The organism is Corallococcus exercitus (assembly GCF_042231735.1).
GTDB classification, from domain to species: Bacteria; Myxococcota; Myxococcia; order Myxococcales; family Myxococcaceae; genus Corallococcus; species Corallococcus exercitus_B.
This window is the reverse complement of the sequence record NZ_CP102577.1, coordinates 6,645,248-6,670,375: the sequence shown is the minus strand read 5'-3', so window position 1 is coordinate 6,670,375 and position 25,128 is coordinate 6,645,248. Positions and strand designations below refer to the sequence as shown.

The 25,128-nt window shown below is 66.5% G+C and carries 19 protein-coding genes, 2 tRNA genes and 3 rRNA genes; 16 read left to right on the top strand and 8 right to left on the bottom strand.

Annotation, left to right across the window (positions count from 1 at the left end; translation table 11 throughout):
- Positions 1 to 131: 131 nt before the first annotated feature.
- Positions 132 to 1,337 (bottom strand): VWA domain-containing protein, encoded by a 1,206-nt coding sequence (locus NR792_RS26525; protein ID WP_375755482.1) that lies wholly within the window; start codon positions 1,335 to 1,337, stop codon positions 132 to 134.
- A gap of 18 nt (positions 1,338 to 1,355) precedes the next feature.
- The gene (locus tag NR792_RS26520; RefSeq protein ID WP_375755481.1) at positions 1,356 to 2,204 is read right to left on the bottom strand and encodes an AAA family ATPase; all 849 of its coding nucleotides are present in this window, start codon (positions 2,202 to 2,204) and stop codon (positions 1,356 to 1,358) included.
- Positions 2,205 to 2,369: 165 nt separating this feature from the next.
- Here NR792_RS26520 and NR792_RS26515 point away from each other — a divergent pair, with 165 nt between their 5' ends.
- The 6 genes from NR792_RS26515 to NR792_RS26490 all read left to right on the top strand — a co-directional run bounded on the left by NR792_RS26515 (position 2,370) and on the right by NR792_RS26490 (position 7,874).
- Positions 2,370 to 2,945, top strand: coding sequence for a vegetative protein (locus tag NR792_RS26515; RefSeq protein ID WP_375755479.1), 576 nt, complete (start codon positions 2,370 to 2,372; stop codon positions 2,943 to 2,945).
- A 131-nt stretch (positions 2,946 to 3,076) separates the two neighbouring features.
- Positions 3,077 to 3,613 carry a hypothetical protein gene (locus tag NR792_RS26510; RefSeq protein ID WP_375755478.1) on the top strand — a complete coding sequence of 179 codons (537 nt, stop codon included), beginning with the start codon at positions 3,077 to 3,079 and terminating at the stop codon, positions 3,611 to 3,613.
- A gap of 378 nt (positions 3,614 to 3,991) precedes the next feature.
- Positions 3,992 to 5,101 carry a 3-oxoacyl-ACP synthase III family protein gene (locus NR792_RS26505; protein WP_375761696.1) on the top strand — a complete coding sequence of 370 codons (1,110 nt, stop codon included), beginning with the start codon at positions 3,992 to 3,994 and terminating at the stop codon, positions 5,099 to 5,101.
- A 45-nt stretch (positions 5,102 to 5,146) separates the two neighbouring features.
- Entirely contained in the window at positions 5,147 to 5,764 is a 618-nt protein-coding gene (locus tag NR792_RS26500; RefSeq protein WP_375755477.1) for a DUF2378 family protein, read from the top strand.
- Between the two features lie 41 nt (positions 5,765 to 5,805).
- Positions 5,806 to 6,321, top strand: coding sequence for a hypothetical protein (locus NR792_RS26495; protein ID WP_375755476.1), 516 nt, complete (start codon positions 5,806 to 5,808; stop codon positions 6,319 to 6,321).
- Between the two features lie 113 nt (positions 6,322 to 6,434).
- Positions 6,435 to 7,874, top strand: coding sequence for a hypothetical protein (locus tag NR792_RS26490; RefSeq protein WP_375755475.1), 1,440 nt, complete (start codon positions 6,435 to 6,437; stop codon positions 7,872 to 7,874).
- Between the two features lie 24 nt (positions 7,875 to 7,898).
- Here the strand turns inward: NR792_RS26490 and NR792_RS26485 are convergent, their stop codons facing one another.
- Positions 7,899 to 8,381 (bottom strand): nuclear transport factor 2 family protein, encoded by a 483-nt coding sequence (locus NR792_RS26485; RefSeq protein WP_375755474.1) that lies wholly within the window; start codon positions 8,379 to 8,381, stop codon positions 7,899 to 7,901.
- A 111-nt stretch (positions 8,382 to 8,492) separates the two neighbouring features.
- Between NR792_RS26485 and def the strand changes: the two genes are divergently transcribed.
- The 7 genes from def (at position 8,493) to rrf (ending at position 16,244) form a co-directional block, all read left to right on the top strand.
- Positions 8,493 to 9,032, top strand: coding sequence for a peptide deformylase (gene def / locus NR792_RS26480; RefSeq protein WP_375755473.1), 540 nt, complete (start codon positions 8,493 to 8,495; stop codon positions 9,030 to 9,032).
- Between the two features lie 39 nt (positions 9,033 to 9,071).
- Positions 9,072 to 9,776, top strand: a complete 705-nt coding sequence (locus NR792_RS26475; protein ID WP_375755472.1) for a sterol desaturase family protein — start codon at positions 9,072 to 9,074, stop codon at positions 9,774 to 9,776.
- A 958-nt stretch (positions 9,777 to 10,734) separates the two neighbouring features.
- Positions 10,735 to 12,272, top strand: a 16S ribosomal RNA gene (locus NR792_RS26470).
- A 212-nt stretch (positions 12,273 to 12,484) separates the two neighbouring features.
- Positions 12,485 to 12,561, top strand: a tRNA-Ile gene (locus NR792_RS26465).
- Between the two features lie 47 nt (positions 12,562 to 12,608).
- A tRNA-Ala gene (locus tag NR792_RS26460) sits at positions 12,609 to 12,681 on the top strand.
- Between the two features lie 294 nt (positions 12,682 to 12,975).
- Positions 12,976 to 15,942, top strand: a 23S ribosomal RNA gene (locus NR792_RS26455).
- Between the two features lie 185 nt (positions 15,943 to 16,127).
- Positions 16,128 to 16,244: ribosomal RNA gene (rrf, locus tag NR792_RS26450) — 5S ribosomal RNA — on the top strand.
- The 16S, 23S and 5S rRNA genes sit together here with 2 tRNA genes alongside, the layout of an rRNA operon.
- A 124-nt stretch (positions 16,245 to 16,368) precedes the next feature.
- Here rrf and NR792_RS26445 read toward each other — a convergent pair.
- Positions 16,369 to 17,226, bottom strand: a complete 858-nt coding sequence (locus NR792_RS26445) for a hypothetical protein (RefSeq protein WP_375755471.1) — start codon at positions 17,224 to 17,226, stop codon at positions 16,369 to 16,371.
- 79 nt (positions 17,227 to 17,305) lie between these two features.
- Between NR792_RS26445 and NR792_RS26440 the strand changes: the two genes are divergently transcribed.
- Both NR792_RS26440 and lnt read left to right on the top strand, forming a co-directional pair.
- Positions 17,306 to 17,935, top strand: coding sequence for a hypothetical protein (locus NR792_RS26440; RefSeq protein ID WP_375755470.1), 630 nt, complete (start codon positions 17,306 to 17,308; stop codon positions 17,933 to 17,935).
- A complete protein-coding gene (gene lnt, locus NR792_RS26435) occupies positions 17,932 to 19,551 on the top strand; it encodes an apolipoprotein N-acyltransferase (protein ID WP_375755469.1) in 1,620 nt (539 codons plus the stop codon). The genes NR792_RS26440 and lnt overlap by 4 nt, the downstream gene beginning before the upstream one ends.
- A gap of 7 nt (positions 19,552 to 19,558) precedes the next feature.
- On the opposite strand, the gene NR792_RS26430 is transcribed toward lnt, so the two are convergent.
- From NR792_RS26430 to NR792_RS26415, 4 genes are all read right to left on the bottom strand, one after another.
- The gene (locus NR792_RS26430; RefSeq protein WP_375755468.1) at positions 19,559 to 20,458 is read right to left on the bottom strand and encodes a methyltransferase domain-containing protein; all 900 of its coding nucleotides are present in this window, start codon (positions 20,456 to 20,458) and stop codon (positions 19,559 to 19,561) included.
- Positions 20,459 to 20,510: 52 nt separating this feature from the next.
- Positions 20,511 to 21,716 carry a multidrug effflux MFS transporter gene (locus NR792_RS26425; protein ID WP_375755467.1) on the bottom strand — a complete coding sequence of 402 codons (1,206 nt, stop codon included), beginning with the start codon at positions 21,714 to 21,716 and terminating at the stop codon, positions 20,511 to 20,513.
- Positions 21,713 to 22,339: a TetR/AcrR family transcriptional regulator gene (locus NR792_RS26420; protein ID WP_375755466.1), complete on the bottom strand. Its 627-nt coding sequence runs from the start codon at positions 22,337 to 22,339 to the stop codon at positions 21,713 to 21,715. Before NR792_RS26420 ends, NR792_RS26425 begins: the two co-directional genes overlap by 4 nt.
- A 102-nt stretch (positions 22,340 to 22,441) precedes the next feature.
- On the bottom strand, positions 22,442 to 23,965 hold the full coding sequence (locus tag NR792_RS26415) for a GMC oxidoreductase (RefSeq protein WP_375755465.1): 1,524 nt from the start codon (positions 23,963 to 23,965) through the stop codon (positions 22,442 to 22,444).
- 169 nt (positions 23,966 to 24,134) lie between these two features.
- On the opposite strand from NR792_RS26415, the gene NR792_RS26410 reads away from it, so the two are divergent.
- A complete protein-coding gene (locus tag NR792_RS26410) occupies positions 24,135 to 25,121 on the top strand; it encodes an alpha/beta hydrolase (protein ID WP_375755463.1) in 987 nt (328 codons plus the stop codon).
- Positions 25,122 to 25,128: the final 7 nt, after the last annotated feature.

Sequence of the window (25,128 nt, the reverse complement as noted above, 5' to 3'; positions counted from 1 at the left end):
GGCCTCCCGCGCTGAGCCTGCGTCGCGGGCGCACCATGCCGTAACCGGGGCCGCCGCGCCGCACCAAACGCGCCCGTCCGTCGGCAGGCACACCGACGGTCAGGCGGGGGGCCGGGGCTTTTTTCCGGGAATTACCGCCGGGCCGCCATGCCCCGGGGCGTCTTCCCCCGCGTCAGGTGATTCACCGCCTCACCCAGCCCCTCCACGGTGAGGGCGAACATGGGGAACACGTTGGCGATGACCGCGATGGTGCCCGTGCGCCACGACCCGCGAGGCTCCGGGTTGAGCCACACGTTGCGCTCGAAGTGCTGCGCCAGCTGCATCATCCACGTGAGCCCTTCCAGCCCCTCCTGCCGGTACTGGCCATTGGCATCCGTGCGGATGCCCAGCTCATACGGAGCCATGGACGCATCACCCACCATCACCAGCTTGTGATGCCTTCCCACCTGCGCGGTGAGCTCCGGCACGGTGATGCCGCCGCTCAGCTGCGGCGTGGCGTACAGCTTCCCGTAGACGCAGTTGTGGAAGTAGTAGGTCCGCAGCTCCTTGAAGTGCGTGGCCTGGCTGGCGACGCTGAACAGCCGGCTCACCAGGTGCGCGTACGGGTCCATGGAGCCGCCCACGTCCATGCACAGCACCACGCGCGTGTTGGGCCGGCGCGGCGGACGCGTCACCACCTCCAGCTCCCCCGCGTTCTTCGCGGTGGCGGCGATGCTCTCGTCCACGTCCAGCTCCTCCGCCGCGCCCTCGCGCGCGAAGGCCCGCAGCTTGCGCAGCGCCACCGCCATCTGCCGCGTGTCCAGCACCACGTCGTCGCGGTAGCCCGCGTACTTGCGCGCGCCGGCCTGCCACAGCGCCTGGCCCTGCCGCCCGCCCGTGCCGCCAATGCGCACGCCCTGCCGCGCCATGCCGTTGTTGCCAAAGGCAGACGCGCCGCCCGTGCCCACCCAGCGCGTGCCGCCGTCGTGGCGCTCGGTCTGCTCCTTCAGCCGCTGCTCCAGCTGCCGGCGCAGTTCCTCCGGGTCCCACTGCTCCAGCAGCGCCAGCTCCTCCGGGCTCAGGTCCGTGCGCTCCTTCGCCTCCTCCAGCCAGGACAGGAGCTCCTCGGTGAGCTTCAGCGCGTCGGACGCGACGCCCTGGAAGTGCGCGAGGAACGCCTGGTCAAAGGCATCCAGCTGCGTCTCCGAGTGCACCAGGAGCGCGCGTGCCACGTGGTAGAACCCATCCAGGCTGCTGTCATGCAGCCCGGCCTTCAGCGCCCCGGCCAGGGCGAGCGCCTCCTGCGCGCCCACCTTCACCCCGCGCTTTCGCAGCTCGTAGAAGAACGGCAGGAACATGGCGTGGTCCCCGGGCCCTTACGCGCGCGTCCGCCGGCCGCGCCCGAAGGCCTCGGCCACCGCCACCAGGTCCTGCTCCTTCTTGAGCAGCGCGCCCAGGAACGGCAGCTGCTCCTCCAGCTTCAGCTCCACCACGCCGTTGGCCTTGAGCACGGAGATCCAGTCGATGAGCTCGCTCGTGGAGGGCCGCTTGCGCAGCCGCGTCATCGCGCGCAGCTCGTAGAAGACCTTGAGCGCCTGGTCCGCCAGCGCCGGGTCCAGCCCCGGGTGGTGCACGTCCACGATGCGCTGCATGAGCTCGCGCTCCGGGAAGTCGATGAAGTGGAACACGCACCGGCGCAGGAACGCGTCGGGCAATTCCTTCTCGTTGTTGCTGGTGATGAGCACGACGGGGCGGTTCTTCGCCACGACCTCGTCGTTCGTCTCGGAGATGCGGAAGCGCATCCGGTCCAGCTCGTGGAGCAGGTCGTTGGGGAACTCCAGGTCCGCCTTGTCCACCTCGTCAATCAGCAACACCACGCGCTCCGGTGAAGCGAACGCCTCGCCCAGCGGCCCCAGGCGGATGTATCGCCGGATGTCTCGCACGTCCCCGTCCCCGAAGCGCGAGTCATAGAGCCGCTGCACGGTGTCGTAGACATACAAACCATCCTGCGCGCGCGTGGTGCTCTTCACGTGCCAGGTGAGCAGCTTCAATCCCAGTCCCTGGGCAATCGCTTCCGCCAGGAGCGTTTTGCCGGTGCCGGGCTCGCCCTTGACCAGCAGGGGGCGCTGGAGCGTGAGGGCGCAATTGACGGCGGCCTGCAGGCCCTCGCTCGTGAGGTAGGAGTCGGTGCCGCGGAAGCGAACAGGAGTGGGAACCGGAGTCATGGTTGGTTCCTTTAACATCCTGGGGAATGTTTCCATCCCTCGACAGGCGGATGGGTGTATATCCTGCCCCACATGGCCCCACTTTCACTTGAGACCGAACTCCGCGACATGGTTCGCCGCGAGTTGCAACTGCAACTGGCTCCCGTTCAGAAGGCCGTGGCCCGTATGGCCAAGGGGCTGGATGCGCTGGATGCCCTGCGCGCGGTGACCGACCGCCTGGCGCCGCTGTCCAGCCGCCTGGGTGCCGTGGCCGGCGTGCGCACGCCCACGCTGGCGCCGGAGCCGGTCGTCCGCCGGGGCCCGGGCCGTCCGCCCAAGTCCGCCGCCGCGAAGTCCGCCCCGGCCGCGAAGTCCGCGCCCGCCGCGAAGACGCCGGCCGCGAAGGCCGCGCCCGTGAAGGCGGCCGCCGCGAAGTCCCCGGGCCGTCCTCCGAAGGCCGCCGCCGCGGAAGACACCCAGGCCTGCGCCGTCATCGGATGCAAGCGCCAGAGCCGCTCCAAGGGCTACTGCTCGGCGCACTACCAGAAGCTGCGCCTGCTCATCCGCACCGGCCGCCGCCCGGACGCGTGGGTGGATGGCGCGAAGTCGCAGTCGGTCCCGGACGTCACGCTGCCTCGCGGCCGCGCGGGCAGCCAGGCGCTGAAGGAAGCCGCGAAGCCGGCCGCGCCCGCAGCTCCGCCCAAGCCCAAGGCCTGGGTGCGCAAGAAGGGCTCCAGCGGCGGCATGGTGTCGCTGACCTGACGGAGGACGTCGTCCGCGCGCCTCCCCGCGTGGCGGGTCGCCCCGAGCGGCCCGCCGTGCGTGCCTCGGTCCCGACACGCGCTGCTTCCTTCGATTGACATGCGGGCCGTGGAGGTGTGAATCCCGGCTCCATGAGCGAGCAATATCCAGTCACCGTCGCGGTCCGCCGTCCCGACGGTCAGGTGGAGCAGGTCCGGGTGGGCACGGCGTACAAGAACGGCGACGGCTTCACGCTGCAGCTGGGTGAGCTGTCCATGAGCGCCACGCCCGTCGCGGCGGCTCCGGCGGCCTACCGTCGCCCCGCGGCCTCGGGCGCCCCGTCCGGCGGTGGGGGTGGCGGCGACGGCACGCTCCTCCCCAACTACGGCCGCAGCAAGGGCGCCCCCGTCTACGGCGCCAGCCTCCAGGACCTGGAGTTCTACGCCAACGGCGCGCGCCGCTCCCTGGCGGACCCCAGCAAGTCCCGGTGGCACGACAAGGAGCGCCAGCTCCTGGCCGCCATCGAGACGGAGATTGCCCGGCAGCGCGGTGAGGGCGGCGGCGGCGAACCGCCCGCGCGTGGCGGCGGTGGAGGCCGGGGCGGTGGCTACGGCGGCGGCTACGGCGGCAACCCGCCGGACGACGGCGACATCCCGCCCCCCGGCGACGACGACAACATCCCGTTCTGAGCAAGACCCTGGCCCCGCGGCCCTCGACGGCCGCGGGAGATCCAATCGGTCCCGGTTTACGCAATACAGGGGGGAACGCAGCGCTGGACCCAAGGCGAGGACACCGTGAGCGCTCCCGGTGTTCACTAGAGGTGAATTGACACGCCGCGTGTGGTTCATTCCGCTTCGGTTGCTTCACTTTTGAACCGTTCCCCATCCTGCGGATTTCTCTGGGTTCAGGGGCTGTTCTGTCATCGCGTGTACTTCACGGGTGACGCAGCCAAGGAGCGGAACTCCGTCATTCCAAGGGCTTAGGGAGTGGCCTGGAACGTGCTCTATGCATGCGTGCCAGGGAATCCATCCCGTCCGGCGAGGCTGTGAAATCGCGAGGCCATGGAAATGACCGAACGGGTGTGTGTGGTGGGCGCCGGTTCCTTCGTCCCTACGCGGACCATCTCCAACGAGCGGATCGCCAGGGCGATCCCCGGCTGGTCGGCCGCCCGCATCGAAGAGAAGATTGGCATCAAGGAGCGCCGCTTCCTCTGGGACTTCGATGAGGAGACGGGCCGCGCCATCCCCCCGCCGGACGACGTGCTGGGGCGCTTCTACCCGGCGACGAACACGGACATGTGCGAGGTGTCCCTGCGCCAGGCCCTGTCGCGCGGCGGCGTGGACCCCAAGGAGCTGGACGCGCTGTTCGTGGTGACGTGCACCCCGGACGCGCCGCACTTCAACCACGACGCCATGGCGCTGCACGAGCGGCTGGGCCTGCGCGAGGACGCCTTCGCGCTGGTGGTGGACGACGGCTGCGGCGGCACGCCCTACGTGCTGGACCTGGTGCGCAAGATGATGGAGGGCGGCCGCTTCCGCACGGTGGCGGTGGTGGCCTCGGCGTTCACCTCGCCGCTGCTCAACCGCGAGGTCTACACGGACGAGCTGCCGCCCACGCCGGGCCGCCCCAAGGCGCTCAATGCCTACCTGTCCATGTATGTCTTCGGGGATGGCGCGGGCGCGGTGGTGCTGCGCAAGCAGGAGGGTGACGAGGACGGCCCGGGCATCCTCTCCTCGTTCTCCGGCAACGCGTACGCGGAGCTGGTGGCGCGCCGGGGCGGCGGCATGCTGAAGCTGCCCTATCAGCCGGGGCGCACGCGCCCGGCCGAGATGGCCTTCGTGGTGGATGGCTTCAAGGTCGCGCGCAGCTACCCGGAGTACATGCAGAAGTGCCTGGACGCGGTGCTCACACCGGCCGTGCGTGATCAGGTGAAGCGCTACTACTTCCACCAGCCCAACAAGCGGGTGATGGACTCGTTCGTGAACCGCGCGGGCCTGCCGAAGGAGGCCGTGGCCTGCAACGTGGACCGGATTGGAAACACGTCCGCGGCCGGCATGTTGATTCTCCTGGCGGAGGACCTGGAGCAGGGTCGTGTGGCGCTCGGCAGTGGGGACCTGGTGGTGGTGGCGGCGGTTGGCGCCAACGTCCATTATGGGGCCCAGCTCGTGCGGCTGTAGCGCGCACGGGTGTTCATCTCCTCCCCCCCGGAGATTCCCCCCTCTATGAGTGATCAGCGCAAGGAAGCATCCGGCCTGGATCCGGCAGTCGCCCAGGACCTGGAGAAACGCCTGGCCCTGTCGACCCCCGACGACACGGCCCGAGGCATGTTCTTCAACGGCGCGCTGAACGCGGTGCGCATCCTCGGCGGCGACGCCGCGGTGGAGAAGTGCCTGGCGGTGGTGCCGGAGAAGAAGTTCGTGGACTTCTTCAACTACCCGGTGTCGGGCTTCCTGAAGCTGTCCTTCACGGGAGCGCAGTTGATGGGGCCGCAGCTGGGCGGCTTCGACGCGATGTTGCGCAAGATGGGCACGCAGGCCACCACGGACTTCCTGTCGTCGGCGGCGGGCAAGACGCTGCTGCTGCTGGCGGGAGACAGCCCCAAGCGGCTGGTCACGAACCTGCCCACGGGCTACCGCGCGGCGGTGAGCTACGGCGACCGCAGCGTGGAGTGGTCCGGCGAGCGCGAGGGCAAGCTCATCATGAAGCGGGACTTCATGCCGCCCGCGTACCATGAAGGCGTGCTCCAGGCGGTCATCGAGGCGCTGGGCGCCCGGGGCGTGCAGGTGAAGGGCCGGCAGACGGGCCCGGTGGATACGGAGTACGCGCTGTCCTGGCAGTGACCGGAGCACCAACCCCGCGGTCCTGAAGGATGGGTTTGAACATGTCTCAAGGACAGGCGGGAGCGACGGTGCGGCTGCAATCCGGCACCGAGTGGGTGTATGCCTTTCGCTCGCAGGAGGACGCCGCCACGCCGCCGGATGAAGCGGTGTGCGCCGCGGCGCCCTTCACCCCCACCGTGAAGCTGGGCGCGGGCCTCTACGTGCCCGCGGGCGACGGCAACTTCGAAAGGGTGGGCTCGGCGACGGCCTGCTTCCGGCTGACGGACCGGGCTTTCACCCCGGGCACGCAGGTGCCGTTCTACGCGCGCTTCCTCCTGCCGGAGGGGGCCTTCACCGCGTCGGGCGAGTGCACGCTCGTGAGCAACGACCAGCCCCAGGCGGGGGTGGTGCTCGCGGGCGGCGCGCTGAAGCTGGTGGAGGTGCCGCCGGGCTTCGTGGGCGGCGTGATGACGAACCTCAGCGTGTTCAACCCGCTCAAGCTGCCCGGCTTCGCCACCGGCTCGCACTACACGCTCTACGCCTTCCGGCAGGAAGGCCCGGGCGCCTCCAGCCCCTGAGCGAAAAACCCTGCGCGCCGGCCCCTCTCCCGGCGCGTCCAGGTGAACAGGAATGTCGGGGATGCCTGGGAGAATACGTCCCTGGGCATCCGACGCCAGCACGAGGGGGACGCATGGAAAGCAGGTGGAATCCGCTCTACGAATCGCTCGGCTACCGGCCGCCAGCGACAGGCAGGGCCGCGCCGGAAGCACCGCCGCCGGAGGACACGGACCTGCCCCTCCTCGGTCCGGAGGAGCTGGAAGCGCTCAAGTCCGCCTTCCTGCGCGAGCCGGAGGACGTGCTGCGCTGGACGGAGAGCGGCCTGGGCGCGAGGGTCACGGTGGGCGCGTTCGTGGAGGTGCTGCGCGAGCTCGAGCTGCTCTTCACGGACCCGGGCCAGCTCCAGGAGCGCCTGGACGCGACGGAGCGCCACGCCCGGCAGGGGACGGGCGGGCTGCCCGTGGACTTCACCTTCCCGCTGAGGACGGAGGAGATCCCCATCGACCCCACGCGCACGCGCTTCGAGCCGCAGGCGGACCTGCGCGGCTGGCTGCTGTTCAGCGGCCCGGTCTGGCTGGCGCAGGGCGCGGCGGCGAGGCAGGCCCCGTTCCGCTGGCACTTCGGAGCGAAGAGCCGCTTCGTCTATCCGCTGCGGGAGCCGGAGCCGGGACAAGCCGTGGAGGTCGCGCTCTTCGCGGACTTCGGCACGGGCGAATACGCCTCGCGGTACATCGCCCGGCAGCTGGTGATGCGCGGCGAGCGCCTGGACTGCGCGGTCCACCTGGGCGGCGTCTTCTACGCGGGCCGCCAGGGCGAGTTCGACGCGCACGTGGCGGAGCCGCTGGAGCCGCTGCTCGGGACCACGGCGCTGCTGACGCTGAACGCGCCGCCGGAGATGCGCTCGGGCGCGGGCGCCTACTTCCGCTACCTGGACGAGCGGCGGGGCGCGGGCCCCCGTCATCCACAGGAGGGCAGCTACTTCTGCCTCGCCGCGGAGCGCTTCCAGCTCATCGGCCTGGACACCGCCTGGTTCGAAGCGGGCCGCCACCGCGAGCCCGCGCTGCTGCAGTGGCTGGAGCAGCGCTTGTCGGAGGGACGCCGGCGCGGGGCCATGAACATCGTGCTGAGCCACGCCGCGCCCTACGGGCCGGACGCGAAGCAACTGGCCCCGCTGGTGACGGAGGACCTGCGGGCCCTCGTCGTGGAGCGCGAATGGGTGGACCTCTGGTGCTGGGGTGGCGCCCAGGCCGGAGCGCTGTACGACCGGGCCCCCGGCCTGCCCTTCCTCGGCGCGAGCCTGGGCCATGGAGGCTTCCCCTCCGAACGGAGGGATGCGCCCGAGTACCCGGTGGCACCGGTCCGCTTCTTCGAATCCCGGCCGCGCTTCCCGGAGTGGACGGGCGTGCGCCAGGACCGGGGCAACCACGGGCACGCGACGCTCTGGCTGCACGCGGACGGCACGGCGGCGCTGCGCTTCACGGACTGGATGGGACAGGTGCGCTGCGAGGCGACCCTGTCACGCCAGGGCCCCAGGGGGCCCGTGACGCTGAAGACGCTCGACGTGAGGGAGTGAGCCCGGGGCCCTCAGGCTCCGCCTTCAAGCTCCGTCGATGCCGCGCTCCTTCATGTACTTGCGCAGCCCCGCGGCGCCCTGGGCGCGCACCTTGTTGTGCAGGAGCGGCGTCCACCCGAGCGCCCAGCCCACGGGCCCCAGCGCCTGCCGCGACCACGTCCAGAAGGGGAACCGGTCCGTATGGCGGATGATTTTTCCGTCCTTGAACTCGAAGGTCGCGTCAATGCGGTTGAGCACCTTCCGGCCCGTCTGGCCGAAGGTGTAGCGCGCATCCCAGTGCGCGCTGCCGGTGCGGTCATCGGCCTGGACCTGGCTGAAGACGAGCTCCAGGTCCTTGCCGCGCTCCAGCAGCATGCGCCACATGGAGGTGACCCCCGCGTAGCGCAGCCCCTGGAACACGGCGTCGTTGAACTCGACGTCCGGGTGGTAGCAGGCGGCCATGCCGTCCGCGTCGCGGCGCTGGAAGGCCGAATAGAAGTCGGTGATGAGCTGGGAGTGCGGGTGCATGTCGCCGGTCTATCAGACCCGTCCGGCACCGTGCTCGGGGCCCCACGGACGGTGCGCCGGCGGGCGGAAAGTGCCGAGCAATGGAGAAGACCGCGTGGCAGAGTCGCGCGCATGGCTCGCGACATCGTCATCTGGCCCCACAAGGTTCTCACCACGTCCACCCAGCCCGTGACCGACTTCGGCCCGGCGCTCGAAACGCTCCTCCAGGAGATGTCGGAGGCCATGGCGGAAGCCAAGGGCATCGGCATCGCGGCCAACCAGGTGGGAGTCCCCCTGCGCGTGGCCATCGTCGGCCGGGAGGACGGCACCCAGTTCGAAATCGTGAACCCCCAGATGCTGTCGAAGGAGGGGAGCGTGAAGCTGGAGGAGGGTTGCCTCTCCGTGCCGGACGTGTGGGAGAAGTGCCCCCGCGTCGAGCGCGTGAAGGTCCGCTACCAGGACAAGACGGCCCAGTGGCACGAACTGGAGGCGGAAGGCCGGCTCGCGCACGTGCTCCAGCACGAAATCGATCACCTGGACGGCCACGTCTTCGTGGACCACCTCTCCAGCCTGAAGCGGACGCTCATCCTGGACCGCATGAAGAAGCTGCAGAAGTCGCTCGCGCGCCGGAAGGAAGAGCCCTCGGAAGGCAAGGGGACGAAGCGCTCCTAGCTGGACGGTGGAGACGGGGGGCGCGTTACGCTCGAGCGCATGGAAACGCGCTCCGTCCCCCGCCAGGTCCAGGCCTTCCGTGAGGAGTACCGGGCCCGGAGCATCGGGCCGGGCTACCGGGGCCGGGCCCACTTCGCCTTCACCAGCCTCGTCTGCCTGGGGGGAATCGCCCTGGCGCTGAGCCGGGTGGAGGCCCCCCGCCTCTGGGAACTGCTCGGCGTCCCCGCGGTCATCGCCCTCGCGAACACGGTCGAGTTCCTCGGCCACCGGGGCCCGATGCACCACCGCACCAGGGGCCTGGGCCAGGTGTTCGAGCGGCACACCGTCCAGCACCACCGCTTCTTCACCCACGAAGCGATGGCCTACGAGTCCCCCCGGGACTTCAAGATGGTGCTCTTCCCTCCGGTGCTGCTCCTCTTCTTCCTGGGCGCCATCGCCGCGCCGCTGGGAGCGCTCTGCTTCCTGCTGATTTCCCCCAATGCGGGCTGGCTCTTCACCGCCACGGCGCTGGGCTACTACCTCGCGTACGAGTGGGTGCACTTCACCACGCACCTGCCGGAGAACCATTGGAGCGCCCGCCTGCCCGGCATCTCGTTTCTCCGGAGGCACCACCAGGTGCACCACGATCCCAGCCGGATGGGGCGCCACAACTTCAACATCACCTTTCCCCTCGGAGACGGGCTCTTCGGGACGCGCTGGCGCGCCCCGCTGAATGAGGGGCAGGCGGCACGCCGAGGGAGGTGACGGGGAAAGAAGAAAGCCGGAGTCAGGGGTTCACACCACGGAACGGCGTGCCCATATCCCCGGCGGTTGGGGACGGATGATCAGGCCCGGATCAACAAGGGTTTGACGTCGCCGAACCGAAGCGTTAGACACTGGACCTCCGCGCAACGAACCGCTGGCCCCCGGGCCTCGGAGCGTGAGCACGGGGGAAGAAAAGGATCGACGAAGGTTGTTGATCCCGAACGCGGCGAAGAGGTAGAAGCCGCGCCCCGCCTGAACGGATCCGAACGAAGCAGCTCGGAACGCGAAGCGGACAGCAGCAAACGGTCGCCACGAAAATGGTTGATCGCGGATGCGGCGGTGGTAGAAGCCGCGCCCCTCGCTTCGAAGCCCGCGCACTGGCGCGGAAGGCACTTCGGAGAGAGCGCAGCACCGACAAGGAAATAGGGCAGTCAACGAGCGAGTTGACAGCGAACGCGGCGAAGAGATAGAAGCCGCGCCCCCACCGAAGAGAAGCAGTCCGGCAGGCAACACACGGACGGCAAGCGGTGAAGGAAGCTGACAGCAAGCGGTTGACAGGGAACGCGGCGCTGAAGTAGAAGCCGCTCCCCTTCGAAAAGAAGCGGCGAAAGTCACTGGACGGCGCCGACGAACTTCGAAGCAGCCCGCAGGACGCAAAAGCGAAGTTGACGCTGACTGCGAACTGAAATAGAAGCTGCAACCCGCTGGTTGACGCAAAACCAGCAGCGAAGTAACGGTAGCAGAAGTCGCGAAGCAGGACAAGCGGCTCGGTCTTTGAAAACCAAATAGCAAGCCCAAGCAGTAATGGATTGCGGAAACCCGCAGTCAATTTTTTGAGGGCATCTTCACCTCAAGAGCAGCGCTGAAAAGCGCAGCGAGAGGGAAGTGCCGACGAATCAGCGAGCCGAGACTCCTTAGCCGGGTCTCGGGGAACGCCGGTTCAAGCAAACCAAGAATACAATTGGAGAGTTTGATCCTGGCTCAGAACGAACGCTGGCGGCGTGCCTAACACATGCAAGTCGAGCGCGAATAGGGGCAACCCTTAGTAGAGCGGCGCACGGGTGCGTAACACGTGGATAATCTGCCTGGATGCCTGGGATAACCAGTCGAAAGATTGGCTAATACCGGATAAGCCCACGGTCTCTTCGGAGACTGAGGGAAAAGGTGGCCTCTGTATACAAGCTATCACAACCAGATGAGTCCGCGGCCCATCAGCTAGTTGGCGGGGTAATGGCCCACCAAGGCGACGACGGGTAGCTGGTCTGAGAGGACGATCAGCCACACTGGAACTGAGACACGGTCCAGACTCCTACGGGAGGCAGCAGTGGGGAATTTTGCGCAATGGGCGAAAGCCTGACGCAGCAACGCCGCGTGTGTGATGAAGGTCTTTGGATTGTAAAGCACTTTCGACCGGGACGAAAACCCGAAGGCTAACATCCTTCGGCTTGACGGTACCGGGAGAAGAAGCACCGGCTAACTCTGTGCCAGCAGCCGCGGTAATACAGAGGGTGCAAGCGTTGTTCGGAATTATTGGGCGTAAAGCGCGTGTAGGCGGCTTTGCAAGTCGGGTGTGAAAGCCCTCAGCTCAACTGAGGAAGTGCGCCCGAAACTGCAGAGCTTGAGTGCCGGAGAGGGTGGCGGAATTCCCCAAGTAGAGGTGAAATTCGTAGATATGGGGAGGAACACCGGTGGCGAAGGCGGCCACCTGGACGGTAACTGACGCTGAGACGCGAAAGCGTGGGTAGCAAACAGGATTAGATACCCTGGTAGTCCACGCCGTAAACGATGAGAACTAGGTGTCGTGGGAGTTGACCCCCGCGGTGCCGTAGCTAACGCATTAAGTTCTCCGCCTGGGAAGTACGGTCGCAAGACTAAAACTCAAAGGAATTGACGGGGGCCCGCACAAGCGGTGGAGCATGTGGTTTAATTCGACGCAACGCGCAGAACCTTACCTGGTCTTGACATCCTCGGAATCCTTCAGAGATGAGGGAGTGCCCGCAAGGGAACCGAGAGACAGGTGCTGCATGGCTGTCGTCAGCTCGTGTCGTGAGATGTTGGGTTAAGTCCCGCAACGAGCGCAACCCTCGCCTTTAGTTGCCACGCAAGTGGATCTCTAGAGGGACTGCCGGTGTTAAACCGGAGGAAGGTGGGGATGACGTCAAGTCCTCATGGCCTTTATGACCAGGGCTACACACGTGCTACAATGGCCGGTACAGAGCGCTGCAAACCCGCGAGGGGGAGCTAATCGCAGAAAACCGGTCTCAGTTCAGATTGGAGTCTGCAACTCGACTCCATGAAGGCGGAATCGCTAGTAATCGCAGATCAGCACGCTGCGGTGAATACGTTCCCGGGCCTTGTACACACCGCCCGTCACACCATGGGAGTCGATTGCTCCAGAAGTCACCTCACCAAGAGGTGCCCAAGGAGTGCTCGGTAACTGGGGTGAAGTCGTAACAAGGTAGCCGTAGGGGAACCTGCGGCTGGATCACCTCCTTTCTAAGGAGACCGGGTGTTGGACTCAGCCTTCGGGCGAGTAGGCAACACCAGCAACCTTCGGGTTGTCAGGTCTAACTAGGTCAATGTTTCCGGTAAACAATCCATTATGTCGCTACGGGCTTGCTGTTTGGTTTTGAAGGACCGAGCGAAGGAAGGCTCGGCTCTTTGAGAATGAAGGACGCTGTAGGGTTCGCCGATGCTTTAGCCCCCCTGGGCCTATAGCTCAGCTGGCTAGAGCGCGCGCCTGATAAGCGCGAGGTCGGTGGTTCAAGTCCACCTAGGCCCACCATTCTCCCTCACTGGAGGGACGCGAATGGGAAAGCCGACGCGAGAGTCGGGGCTGTAGCTCAGCTGGGAGAGCGCCAGCTTTGCAAGCTGGATGTCGTCGGTTCGAACCCGATCAGCTCCACAAGTTACCTGGAAGTCGCAGGGACGTTCTTTGACAAGTGCATACGAAGGGTAAGTTGCAATTTCTGCTGAGTGAAGTTCTCAACAGAAGTGCCGACTTCGAAATGAGTCTCACCTAGTGCCGAGAGGCAGCGGGGTGGGGCAAAAGCGAAGTCTCCCACACAAGAAGAGGCAGTAAGAGAACAGCAAAAGTAATTAAGTCTTCCGGGCCTGCTGCGAAGAGCAGGGGTCTGGGCCTTGGTCACGAGTTTCGACAATCCGCCGGGAGGCGGGCGTGACGACAAGAGATCAGGGCAAGTAAGCTACTAAGGGCGTGCGGTGGATGCCTAGGTGCCAAGAGGCGATGAAGGACGTGGGTGGCTGCGAAAAGCTTCGGGGAGTTGCCAACCAAACGTTGATCCGGAGATGTCCGAATGGGGAAACCCAGCGCGGCGAATAGCTGCGTTACTGCAATCTGAATCCATAGGGTTGCAGAGCAAACCAGGGGAAGTGAAACATCTCAGTACCCTGAGGAAGAGAAAACAACGAGTGATTCCCAAAGTAGTGGCGAGCGAAATGGGAAGAGGCCAAACCAACGTCATGCAAATGGCGGTGGGGTAGCGGGTCCGCGGTAGGACTCTGACAGGCTAGTGGAAGCGTCCTGGAAAGACGCACCAAAGAGCGTGATAGTCGCGTACACGAAAGCCAGTTGGAGCTGAGCGGGTTACCCAAGTAAGACGGGACACGTGCAATCCTGTCTGAATCTGCCGGGACCATCCGGTAAGCCTAAATACTCCTTGGCGACCGATAGTGAACAAGTACCGCGAGGGAAAGGTGAAAAGAACCCCGGTGAGGGGAGTCAAAAGAACCTGAAACCGCATGTCTACAAGCAGTTCGAGCACTACGGCGCAAGCCAGTGCGAGAGCGTACCTTTTGCATCATGATTCGGCGACTTAATATACGTAGCGAGGCTAAGCCGATAGGTGGAGCCGGAGCGAAAGCGAGTCCGAATAGGGCGCTAAGTTGCGTGTATTATAACCCGAAGCGGGGTGATCTACACATGGCCAGGTTGAAGTGCGGGTAACACCGCATGGAGGACCGAACTCATGAAAGTTGAAAATTTCTGGGATGAGCTGTGTGTAGGGGTGAAAGGCCAATCAAACTCCGTGATAGCTGGTTCTCCCCGAAAGATATTTAGGTATCGGCTCGGGTAATTCAATGCCGGAGGTAGAGCACTGAAACGGCTAGGGGTCTCACCAGATTACCAAACCGTATCAAACTCCGAATGCCGGCAATTGTTATCCCGGGACGCAGTCAGTGGGTGATAACGTCCATTGGCAAGAGGGGAATAACCCAGACCGACAGCTAAGGCCCCCAAATCTAGTCTAAGTGAACACTAGAAAGGATGTGGCAGGTCATTGACAACCAGGAGGTTGGCTTAGAAGCAGCCATCCTTTAAAGAAAGCGTAATAGCTCACTGGTCAAGACAGGCCGCGCCGAAAATGTAACGGGGCTCAAGACTAGTGCCGAAGCTTCGGGTCATGCGCGTCAGGCGCGTATGGCGGTAGGGGAGCGTCCCAGTTGCAGCGAAGGTAGACCGAAAGGGCTGCTGGAGCGACTGGGAGTGCTGATGCCGAAATGAGTAGCGATAAAGGGGGTGAGAAACCCCCTCGCCGTAAACCCAAGGTTTCCTGGGTCAAGTTAATCTTCCCAGGGTTAGCCGGGTCCTAAGCCGAGGCCGAAAGGCGTAGGTGATGGCAAGCAGGTTAATATTCCTGCGCCATCTTGCAGACGTTGAACTGAGGGAGGACGGAGAAAGCTAGGCGAGCTGACCGGTGGTTGTGTCAGTCTAAAGGCGTAGGGGTGTCGCGTACGAATAAAGGCGCGGCAGCTATCCCCGAGACCCCATGGCGCCCCGCAAGGGGTAAGTCGCTGATGCTCGGCTTCCAAGAAAAGTCCCGCAGGGAGTCTGCAGGGTGTCCGTACCGCAAACCGACACAGGTGGGTGAGGAGAAAATCCTAAGGCGCTTGAGAGAACTCTCCTCCAAGGAACTAGGCAAATTTCCACCGTAACTTCGGAAGAAGGTGGGCCTCTGGTAGGTGTAGGCGTACAGCCGAAGCCGAGAGAGGTTGCAGAGAAATGGCGGTAGCGACTGTTTACCAAAAACACAGGACTCTGCGAAGGCGACAAGCCGACGTATAGGGTCTGACTCCTGCCCGGTGCTGGAAGGTTAAGGGGATTCGTCAGCCGCAAGGCGAAGCGATGATCCGAAGCCCCAGTAAACGGCGGCCGTAACTATAACGGTCCTAAGGTAGCGAAATTCCTTGTCGGGTAAGTTCCGACCTGCACGAATGGAGTAACGACTTCCGCACTGTCTCGGAGAGGGACTCAGCGAAATTGAAATAGCTGTGCCGATGCAGTTTACCCGCAGCAAGACGGAAAGACCCCGTGAACCTTTACTACAACTTGACAGTGACACTAGGGATTGACTGTGTAGGATAGGTGGGAGCCTTTGAAGCCGGGCCGCTAGGTTCGGTGGAGGCAACGGTGAAATACCACCCTGTTGATTTCTGGTGTCTAACCATGTCTCGTCAGCCGGGACTGGGACACTGTCTGGTGGGTAGTTTGACTGGGGCGGTCGCCTCCCAAAAAGTAACGGAGGCGCGCGATGGTTCCCTCAGCCCGATTGGAAACCGGGCGTCGAGTGCAATGGCATAAGGGAGCTTGACTGCGAGACCGACAGGTCGAGCAGGTGCGAAAGCAGGTCATAGTGATCCGGTGGTCCTGAATGGAAGGGCCATCGCTCAACGGATAAAAGGTACTCCGGGGATAACAGGCTTATCTCCCCCAAGAGTTCACATCGACGGGGAGGTTTGGCACCTCGATGTCGGCTCATCGCATCCTGGGGCTGGAGCAGGTCCCAAGGGTTTGGCTGTTCGCCAATTAAAGCGGTACGCGAGCTGGGTTCAAAACGTCGTGAGACAGTTTGGTCCCTATCTGCTGTGGGCGTAGGATACTTGAGAGGCTCTGACCTTAGTACGAGAGGACCGGGTTGGAGGCACCGCTGGTGTACCAGTTGTCTCGCCAGAGGCATCGCTGGGTAGCCATGTGCCGATTGGATAACCGCTGAAAGCATCTAAGCGGGAAACCGACCTCAAGACCAGGTATCCCGGGCGCAAGCCCCTGAAGACTCGTGGAAGACTACCACGTTGATAGGCTGGGTGTGTAAGCGCGGTAACGCGTTAAGCTAACCAGTACTAATAAGTCGAGCGGCTTACTTCCCCCCTTCTCTTGCATGCCCCCACGCGGGGAGTAAGGGACTCGGGGCCAAGGCCGAGGCCAGGACGCCGTATGCGCGTCCGCCCGGAAGACATCAGCTATTCTCAATTGCTTCTTCGACTTCTCGAAGAGGCTTCATTCACGCAGAAACCTGCAACTTACCCTTCGTATGCACCGTCATTCGCTTTTCCGGTGGCAATGTCGGAGGGGTCACACCCGTTCCCATCCCGAACACGGAAGTTAAGCCCTCCAGAGCCGATGGTACTCCGCGGGAAACCGCGTGGGAGAGTAGGTCGCTGCCGGATTCTTTTTGAAAGCCCCTGACGCCGCAAGGCGCCAGGGGCTTTGTCTTTGCGGGCTTCGCTGCCGCCTGCGGCCGTCGCTGACTTGAGCGCTGATCCCTCGCTCGCGGATGGCTGCCTTTGCGAATCAGCCCAGCAGGCGGAACGCGAGGAACACGGGCAAGGCGACGTAGTAGAGCGCCCGGCAAGTCCATTCCGCGCCGATGCGGACGTTGCGTGCCCATCGCGGGCCCAGCCATGCGGCGGTGAAACACAGTGCTTCCGCGAAGGCCCTCCAGAAGCAGCCAAACAGCAACAACGCCAGGAACACTGGCAGCCAGGTGCGCACGAAGGACGTGAGGTACGCCGTCCATCCGTACATCTGGAGCTCTCCGAACGGTCCCCCGAAGGAGATGTACTGGTGTGCCCGGAAGAAGATGCCCGCGAGCACTCCGGGCACCAGGCCGTACTTCAATGCCTGGTCGTACCAACGCCTGCGCCACTTCTCGCTTCGGGCCTGCGCATACCTCACCCGCGGATCGTTCCGCGCTTCTCCCCGTGCTCCCAGCGCCGCGAGCAGCGGCATGGGCGCCTGTACTTCCAGGCCATGGTCGAAAGCCCGCCCCGTGCGCAGCCGCAGGGTGAGGCCCGGGCCTGGAGTGGGCAGACGCCACGGTTGGATGGACTCCAGTGCTTCGAATGGAATCTCGAAGTGCGCTCCTCCTGGCTGCGTGAGCACCAGGCCCTCGGGACGCACTGTGACCGTGGCCCTCGTACCCAGGCGCAGCAGGCGCAACGCGATGAGCGGCAACACTCCTCCGACGACCAGTCCCATCGCCAGTGGGTTGGGGAGTAGCGTCTGCGTGCCCGCGAGCACGTCCTTGAAGAGCAGCGCGGTGAAGTAGCAGAGCGTGCCCAGCACCATGACGTGCAGGAGCGCTCCCAATGCGCGCAGCCGAGGCGTGAAGGCGTGGACGGGGAAGGGGCCGGACGCGTCGACGGTCATGGTAGGGCATGGCCGCGCGCGCATTGCCTCGCTGTGAGCGGCTTCCGTAGCATACGCACCCTGGAGGCCCCCCGAGAACATGCGTTCCCCGCAGCCTGGCCCTGAGCGCCGCACCGATTCCGATGGCGTGACGCGGGTGACGCCCTCGCGCGAGTCCCCTGGCGGCGTGGGCCCCTGGCTCATCGGTGGGGCCCTGGCCATCACCGGGCTGTGCGTGGGGCTCTGTCTCTGGTGGCTCTCCCGCCCCGTCCCCGTGGAGGACCTGCCCCCCATCGTGGTGGCCGCGCGCCCCTCGCCAGTGGCTCCCTCCCTGGAACCGGCGCGTCCGTCCATGCGCCCTGCCGCAGTCCCTGTCGCCGCGCCCACGCCCGTGGAGGAGCCCGCTCCCATGCCCGTTGATGAGCCGCCCCCTCCGGAAGGCAAGAGCGGGACGGCCCTGTACCAGCGCGGCACCAAGCCGTTGAAGCGGGGGCTCGTCGTGCCCGATGACTTCGAGCTGCCCCCTGGTTTCATGCGCCACTACCAGACGACGGACAACGGCCAGCCGCTCGCCGCCATCCTGATGTTCCATCCGGACTTCACGCCCAAGGACGCCAACGGGCAGCCCATCCCCATCCCCGAGAACCGTGTGGTGCCCGAGGAGCTGGCGCCCCCCGGCATGCCCCACCGGCTGCTGGAGATTCCTGTCGAGGATGAGGACTCGCAGTGACGTCCGGGAAGGGGTGGGCCGGGGCGCTCCTGGGCGTCGCGGCGACCACCGTGCTGTTCGCGGCGTTCGGACAGCTTCAACCGGGTTGGGTGTGGCTGGGCGCGGTGGCCATGGCGCCGTGGCTCGCGGCGGTGGATCGGGTTCCGTCCGCTCGGGGTGCGGTGGCCCTGGGCGTCCTGCTGTCGGTGACGTTCACCGCGGCGGTGTTCGGCTGGTTCCCGGGCGCCATCTCGGCGTATTCGCGTGCGCCGCTGTGGCTGTGCTGGGGCGTGTTCCTGCTCATCGCTCCGGTGCTGGAGCTCCAGTTCCTCACCGCCGCCTGGGTGCGGTGGTACGCGCGCCGGCAGGTGGGGGAGGAGCCGCGCCTTGCCTGGGTGCCTCCCGTGCTCACCGCGCTCGCGTACGTGGGCACCGAGTGGTTCATGCCCAAGCTGTTCGCCGAGACGCTGGGCCACGGGCTTTATGCTTCGGAGACGCTGCGCCAGGGCGCGGACCTGGCCGGTGCTCCGGGCCTTACCCTGGTCCTGCTGCTCATCAACGAGTGTGTGGTCTCGATGGCGCAGGGGCTGGCCTCCCGGCGGGCCTTGCGGCTGGGGCCGGTGGTCCTGCTGGTCGTGCTGGCTGGGTCTGGATGGGGCTACGGACGGGTTCGGCTGGGGCAGGTGCGTGCGGCGGTGCACTCGGCTCCGCCGCTGGTGGTGGGGGCGGTGCAGGCGAACATCACCAACATCGAGAAGCTGGCCGCGGAGCAGGGGACCTACGAGGTCGTTCGCAACATCCTGGATACGCATTACGCGATGTCGGATGCGTTGCTGCGCTCCGCGCCGCTGGACCTGCTGGTGTGGCCGGAGACGGTGTATCCGACGACGTTCGGCACTCCGAAGAGCGAGGACGGCGGCGCTCTGGATGATGAGATCCGCTCGTGGGTGGCGGAGCGAGGGGTGCCGCTGGTGTTCGGCACGTACGACCTGGACGGCGAACGCGAGTTCAACGCCGCCATGTTCCTGGGGCCCTCCGCGACGGGTGAGCTGGCGCAGGCCGCCTACCGCAAGACGATGCTGTTCCCGCTCACGGAGTGGGTTCCGGACGCGGTGGACACGCCCACGCTGCGCGCCTGGCTGCCGTGGACCGGCCGATGGAAGCGCGGTCCAGGTCCCCGGCTGGTGGACTTCCGGCTGAACGGCGGACGTGTGCTCAAGGTTGCTCCGCTCATCTGCTACGAGGCGCTCTTTCCCAACTACGTCGCGGCGGAGGTGCGCCAGGGGGCGGACCTGCTCCTCACGCTGTCGAATGACTCGTGGTTCTCCGGCACTCCCGCGCCCCGGTTGCACCTGATGCATGCGGCCTTTCGCAGCATCGAGACGCGTACGGCTCAGGTGCGGGTGACCAACTCGGGCATCTCCGCGTTCATTGATCCTGCCGGCACGTGGACCTCCGAGCTGGAGGACAACCAGCGCGCCAGCACCGTGATGCGTGTGCCGGCGGCGGATCGGATGAACTCGCTCGCGGGGGCCTGGGGCGACTGGTTGGGGCCCGTGGCGCTCGTGCTGACCGTGGTGCTGGGGGTGTGGATCCGGCGTCGCGATTTGGAACGGCTCGGTCGCGTCCCGGTGTGACCGATGCTCAGGCTGCTTCGGCTTGCGAGGCAGGGAGCTGGGCGTCCGCCTTGGGCTTCTGCGCGATGACCTGGATCTCTCTTCGCAAGTGCGTCAGCCGGCACACCTGGACCCAGGCCCAGAGGAAGGCGAAGCGGACGTACTCGTACGGGGCCCTTACGCCCTTCGCCAGCCTCCGGCGGAGGATGTCCTTGCCGGCCTTCACCGGCTGCATGCCTGCCCTGGCGCAGGCGTCCGCGAGGTTGTGCTCGTAGAAGTACACGTGGTGCTGCCAGCCTCGCCGGTCCGGCCGGAACGAGCGGCCCTTCCGGGGCATCACGATGATCTTGTAGTACGCCGCGTCCGGGACGATGACGAACGCCACGCCTCCTGGCCTCAACACGCGCTGGATTTCACGCAGCCCGTCCATGGGCTGGTCCACGTGCTCCAGCGTGTGCTTGAGCGTGATGATGTCGAAGGACGCATCCGGGAACGGCATCCGCGTCAGCGAGCCGTACTCGGCCGTGTAGCCTCGCTCGCGGCAGAGGTTCACCGTGAACTGCGAGTAGTCCAGCCCCGTGGCCTTCAGCCCCGCTCGCTGTGCGGCCTCCAGCACGTAGCCCGCGGAACAGCCGACATCCAACAGGTCCTTCGCGTGCGGCGCGTACTCCAGGCACACCAGCACCTGCCGCAGGCACTTGCGCACCCGGTGGTCCCAGCGGCTCAGGTACTTCGCGCGGTTGTGCTTGAAGTACTTCTCCTCGTAGCCGTCGCCCAGGCCCGGCTGCTGCTCGCGCTTGTAGATGAGCCCACAGCCCGTACAACGGCCGTAGCTCAGTTCGCGGAACGCAACGACCGGACGGGACCCGGTCTCCTTGCAGACGGGACAGGCGGAATAGAAGGGAGCAAGCATCGCGGAGCGCACCATCGGGTGCCTCGTTCCGGGGTGTCAATCGCACTCGGAACGCAGAACGCGCGGCTCAGGGCTTCGGTGCTCGCTTCGCCAGGCCGAGCGCTCCCAGGGCGAGCAGGGCGGCGATGGCGACTCCCAGGGCCATGGGCCTCGCCGTACCGTCGTGGCTCGCGCTCACCGCCGCGGAGGCTCCGGCCGCCAGCATGAACTGGAGCGCTCCCAGCACCGCCGACGCGATGCCTGCCTGCTTCGCGTGCTGCTCCATCGCCAGTGCCGTCGCGTTGGGCGTGATGGCTCCCAGGCTGGAGACGAACACGAACAGCGACAGCGCGATGCCCCACAGCCCTCCGAAGCCCGTCGAGGCCACCGCCACCAGCACCCCTCCTGCGAGCGCGGCGATGCGCACCGATTGCTTCAACACCCGCTCCGGTGAGGAGCGCGCCAGGAGCCAGTGATTGAGCTGCGACACCGCCACCAGCCCCGCGGCGTTTGCTCCGAAGAACCAGCCGAAGTGCTCCGGCTTCACGCCGTGCAACGTGATGAAGACGAAGGGCGAACCGCCGATGTACGCGAACATCCCCGCCTGCGAGAGCGCCGCCGCCAGCGCGGGCCCCAGGAAGTCTGGCGCCTTCGTGATGCTCCACATGGCCTGGAAGGGGCTGGACCGGGGTGCTCCGCTCCTCGGCGGCGCGGTCTCCGGCAGGAGGGCGAAGGCCGCTCCCAGCGCGATGACACCGATGACCGCGTGGCTTCCGAAGATGGCTCGCCAGCCCGCGGCTCGCAGCACCCAGCCGCCCAGCAGCGGAGCCAGGATGGGCGCCAGGCCCATCACCAGCACCAGGCGCGACATCATCCGCGCCGCCGCTGCTCCCGAGTGCAGGTCCCTCACGACGGCTCGCGAGGTCACCATGCCCACCGAGCCGCCCAGCGCCTGCACGAACCGGCAGGCCGCGAGCACCTCCGCCGAGGACGCGGTCGCGCAGCCGATGGAGCCCAGCACGTACAGCAGCAAGCCCACGTAGAGCGGCTTCGTGCGGCCGAACCGGTCGCTCACCGGACCGGAGAGGAGCTGCCCCACCGCGAGCCCCGCGAAGAACGTGGCCAGGGTTCGCTCCACCTCGCCGGCGGTCGCGTGCAGCGACTCGCCGATGGAGGGGAATGCCGGCAGGTACATGTCGATGGACAGCGGCCCGAAGCCGATGAGCGCTCCCAGGAGGAGGATCAGCCCGGGGCCCTCCGTGGAGCGGGACAGCTTGGGCGTGGCGGTCGTCATCTCGGGTTCCTCTTCAGCGGCTTCTTCCGGGCGCGGGCCGGCGCTTTCCCTGGCGTCAGCAGCACCCGGAGGAGCTGGCGCAGGACGGCTTCGTCCTCGCCGGGGGCGTAGGTGGCTCCTCCCACGTGCGCGTTGAAGCAGCGGGCCTCCAGCGCTCCACAGAGTGCTTCCGCCACGACCCGGGGCTCGGCCAGGTCCACCTTTCCGGCACGCTTCGCGCGGGTGAGCCACTTCGTCAGCCCCTCGCGCAGGGCGACGGGGGGCGGCGTCTCCAGCTGCATGGCCCTCGAGCCGCCCAGCACCGAGTAGTGCAACACGAACAGCCAGGGCACCAGCTGGCGCAGGAAGTCCCGGTGGTGCAGGAGCGCTTCCAGGAGCTGGTCCTCGATGGGTTCGTCGTCTGCCGGCCCGGGCTCCAGGAGTGCCAGCGCGGTGGGCGGCAGGGGGCGGAGGGCTCGCGACATCAGCGCCTCCTTGGTTCCCACCCGGTGCAGCAGCGCCGCCTGCGAGATGCCCAGCCGCTTCGCGATGTCCTGCAGCGGCGCGGACGGGCCCTGCGCCAGGAACACGGCACGGGCGGCTTCGTCGATCTCCGGATCGAGGACTCGAGGGGGACGGGACATGAGCGCGGGAGATTAGTTACTGACTGGTAGGTAACCAATCCACGCCGGCCGTGCAAGGGGCCCGTCCTTCCGGGCCCCTTCCGTCTCAACCGCCGAGGGGCGTTAGAGGCGGCCGGCCTTGAGCTCGCCCACCAGGTGCGCGCAGGCGCGGACGGTGAGGGCCATCATCGTCAGGGTCGGGTTCTGCGGGCCCTGCGAGGGGAAGCAGGAGCCGTCCATGACGTAGAGGTTGGGCACGTCCCAGCTCTGGTTGAAGGGGTTGAGCACGGACGTCTTCGGGTCCTTGCCCATGCGCGCGGTGCCCACCTCGTGGATGGCCATGCCCGGATGCGAGAGCTGCTTGTTGACCTTCTCCACCGTGCAGCCCGACTCCTCCAGCATCTCCAGGCAGGAGGTGGCCGCGTCCTCCGTCATCTTCAACTCGTTGTCCGAGTGCCGGCACTCGATGTGCGCCGCCGGAATGCCCCAGCGGTCCTTCACCGTGGCGCTCAACGTGACGCGGTTCTCCGGGCGCGGGATCATCTCGCCGAAGGGCACCATGTGCATCTGATCATCGAAGGTGAAGACCTGCACGCCGTAGCCTCGTGCGAAGTCCGGGTGGCGCTCGGAGACGTTGCGGAACTGGGGGACGTACGCCCAGCCGTGCTCCTTCTGCTGGAGGTGCGAGGGGAGGTTCATCCGCGCCTCGATGCCGCGCAGGTAGATGTGGTCCATCAGGTGCCGGCCCAGGAGCCCCGAGTTGTTCGCCAGGCCGTCCGGGAACGCCCGGTTTCGCGAGTGCAACAGCAACCGCGTGGATTCAATGGTGCCCGCGGAGACCACCACCACCTTCGCGCGCACTTCCTCCGAGGTGCCGGAGTTCGCGTCGATGAAGGACACCCCCGTCACCTTGCCCGTGGTCGGGTCGTGCAGGATGTGGCTGGCGATGGCGTGCGAGCGCAGCGTCAGCCGCCCCGTCTTCAGCGCCGCGGGGAGCGTCACCGGCGCGTTCGCGGTGCGCCGGGCGACGACGTGACGCTCGGGCCAGCGGGCCTTCACCTTCTCGCGCAGGCGGACCTCGCCGGGGGACAGCGGCGCGGGGCCGGAGAAGACGGAGTCCGGCAGCGTGTCCACGCCGTCCGAGTTGCCGCGCAGGCCCATCCACCGCTCCACGACTTCGTAGGAGGGCGCCAGGTCCGCGTGCGACAGCGGCCAGTCCGGGCTCAACCCGTCCAGGCTGCCCGCGTGGAAGTTGAAGTCGGACAGCCGGTAGAACTGGCGGCCGTGGCTCCTCACGCCGGTGCGCCCGCCCACCTGCCTCGCGCGAATCCAGGCGAACGGCGCGTCGTCCGGCGTCGTGTAGGGGTTGTCCACGTCATCCACGAAGGCGTGCGGATGGAAGGGCCAGGCGAAGCTCGTGGCCTGCACGGACTGGCGCGTCGTGCGGGCCTTGTCCGACTCGATGCGGTAGCCCAGCTTCTGCTTCACACGGTGCATCAGGTGGAGCGCCCGGTCCGCCTTCTCGCTGCGGCCCGCCTCCAGCACCAGCACCTGGAGCCCGGCCTCCGTGAGCTGCTTGGCCGCCCAACCTCCGCAGGCCCCCGAACCCACCACCACCGCGTCATAGACCGTCTTCGACGTCTTCATGCCTGCTCACCCGGACGGTCTTCTGCCGCCGCTGCTATAGTTCGCCTAAACTGTAAACCAGGGACCCGTTGATGCCTATGGGTCTAGATGTCTGGAGGGGGCCAACACAAGCCCGGGGCGGTGGCTTCCGCCTCGGAGACAGGTCGCTTGCTCTCGGCGAGGGGTGGACATGGCTGGGCTGTTGAAACGGATCCGGTGGGGGCGGGTGCTGGGCGTGCTGGTGCTGCCCGTCCTGGTGGCGGCGCTGGCGCTGGCGGGCCGCGCGGCGTGGCGTTCCGAGCAGTACTTCCACTATCCGAAGCCTGCGGCGGTGCTGCCCGCGGACTTCGGCTCCGCGCGCGAGGTGACGCTGCGCACGGACGATGGGGTGGAGCTGCGCGGCTGGTACGTGCCCTCGCGGAACAAGGCGGCGTGGGTGCTGGCGCACGGCCTGTCGCAGACGCGCATGGACCTGCTGCCGGAGGCCCGGGTGCTGCGCGACGCGGGATATGGCGTGCTGCTGTTCGACCTGCGCGCGCATGGGCAGAGCGGGGGCGAGACGTCCACCTGGGGCGACAAGGAGCGCCAGGACGTGCGCGCGGCGCTGGCGTACGTGCGGGCGCAGCCGGACGTGGACCCTGCTCGCGTGGGGGCCCTGGGGTTCTCCATCGGGTCCGCGGCGGTGGCGGAGGTGGCGGCGAAGGATCCGCAGGTCGCGGCGGTGGTGCTGCTGTCCCCGTTCAACACGCTGTGGCTGGCGGCGGCGTATGACTTCCGGCGCTTCGGCGTGGTGACGCAGACGGGGGCGCTGATTCCGTTCTGGCGGCGCGGGATTGCCTTGGACGAGGTGCGGACCATCGACGCGGTGGACCGCATCAAGCCCCGGCCCCTGTTCATCGTCGCGGGGACGGAGGAGTCCGGGCAGCCGCTGCTGGATGAGCTGTTCGCCCACGTCGCGCGGTATGCCCATACGTGGCGCATCCCCGGTGCGTCGCACGGCAACTTCGCCGCGACGGCTCCGCAGGAGTATCCGCTCCGGCTGAAGGCGTTCGCGGATGCGGCGCTGGATACCGCGAAGGTGGAGCCCGCCGCGGTGGAGACGCCCGCGGCGCCGGCCGTGGAGAAGAAGGCTCCGGCGAAGAAGCCTTCCCGGCGGACGAAGGCGGGGGCTCGCTGAGCGGCGG

What these genes read in the sequence shown, in the direction of transcription:
- NR792_RS26490 (WP_375755475.1), top strand. Translation starts at nt 6,435, where the DNA reads ATGGAAAGCAGGTGGAATCCGCTCTACGAATCGCTCGGCTACCGGCCG.
- NR792_RS26410 (WP_375755463.1), top strand. Translation starts at nt 24,135, where the DNA reads ATGGCTGGGCTGTTGAAACGGATCCGGTGGGGGCGGGTGCTGGGCGTG.
- NR792_RS26445 (WP_375755471.1), bottom strand. Translation starts at nt 17,226, where the DNA reads ATGACCGTCGACGCGTCCGGCCCCTTCCCCGTCCACGCCTTCACGCCT.
- NR792_RS26520 (WP_375755481.1), bottom strand. Translation starts at nt 2,204, where the DNA reads ATGACTCCGGTTCCCACTCCTGTTCGCTTCCGCGGCACCGACTCCTAC.
- NR792_RS26525 (WP_375755482.1), bottom strand. Translation starts at nt 1,337, where the DNA reads ATGTTCCTGCCGTTCTTCTACGAGCTGCGAAAGCGCGGGGTGAAGGTG.
- NR792_RS26420 (WP_375755466.1), bottom strand. Translation starts at nt 22,339, where the DNA reads ATGTCCCGTCCCCCTCGAGTCCTCGATCCGGAGATCGACGAAGCCGCC.
- NR792_RS26485 (WP_375755474.1), bottom strand. Translation starts at nt 8,381, where the DNA reads ATGCACCCGCACTCCCAGCTCATCACCGACTTCTATTCGGCCTTCCAG.
- NR792_RS26415 (WP_375755465.1), bottom strand. Translation starts at nt 23,965, where the DNA reads ATGAAGACGTCGAAGACGGTCTATGACGCGGTGGTGGTGGGTTCGGGG.
- NR792_RS26510 (WP_375755478.1), top strand. Translation starts at nt 3,077, where the DNA reads ATGAGCGAGCAATATCCAGTCACCGTCGCGGTCCGCCGTCCCGACGGT.
- NR792_RS26425 (WP_375755467.1), bottom strand. Translation starts at nt 21,716, where the DNA reads ATGACGACCGCCACGCCCAAGCTGTCCCGCTCCACGGAGGGCCCCGGG.
- NR792_RS26430 (WP_375755468.1), bottom strand. Translation starts at nt 20,458, where the DNA reads ATGGTGCGCTCCGCGATGCTTGCTCCCTTCTATTCCGCCTGTCCCGTC.
- NR792_RS26515 (WP_375755479.1), top strand. Translation starts at nt 2,370, where the DNA reads ATGGCCAAGGGGCTGGATGCGCTGGATGCCCTGCGCGCGGTGACCGAC.
- NR792_RS26440 (WP_375755470.1), top strand. Translation starts at nt 17,306, where the DNA reads ATGCGTTCCCCGCAGCCTGGCCCTGAGCGCCGCACCGATTCCGATGGC.
- NR792_RS26475 (WP_375755472.1), top strand. Translation starts at nt 9,072, where the DNA reads ATGGAAACGCGCTCCGTCCCCCGCCAGGTCCAGGCCTTCCGTGAGGAG.
- NR792_RS26505 (WP_375761696.1), top strand. Translation starts at nt 3,992, where the DNA reads ATGACCGAACGGGTGTGTGTGGTGGGCGCCGGTTCCTTCGTCCCTACG.
- NR792_RS26495 (WP_375755476.1), top strand. Translation starts at nt 5,806, where the DNA reads ATGTCTCAAGGACAGGCGGGAGCGACGGTGCGGCTGCAATCCGGCACC.
- def (WP_375755473.1), top strand. Translation starts at nt 8,493, where the DNA reads ATGGCTCGCGACATCGTCATCTGGCCCCACAAGGTTCTCACCACGTCC.
- NR792_RS26500 (WP_375755477.1), top strand. Translation starts at nt 5,147, where the DNA reads ATGAGTGATCAGCGCAAGGAAGCATCCGGCCTGGATCCGGCAGTCGCC.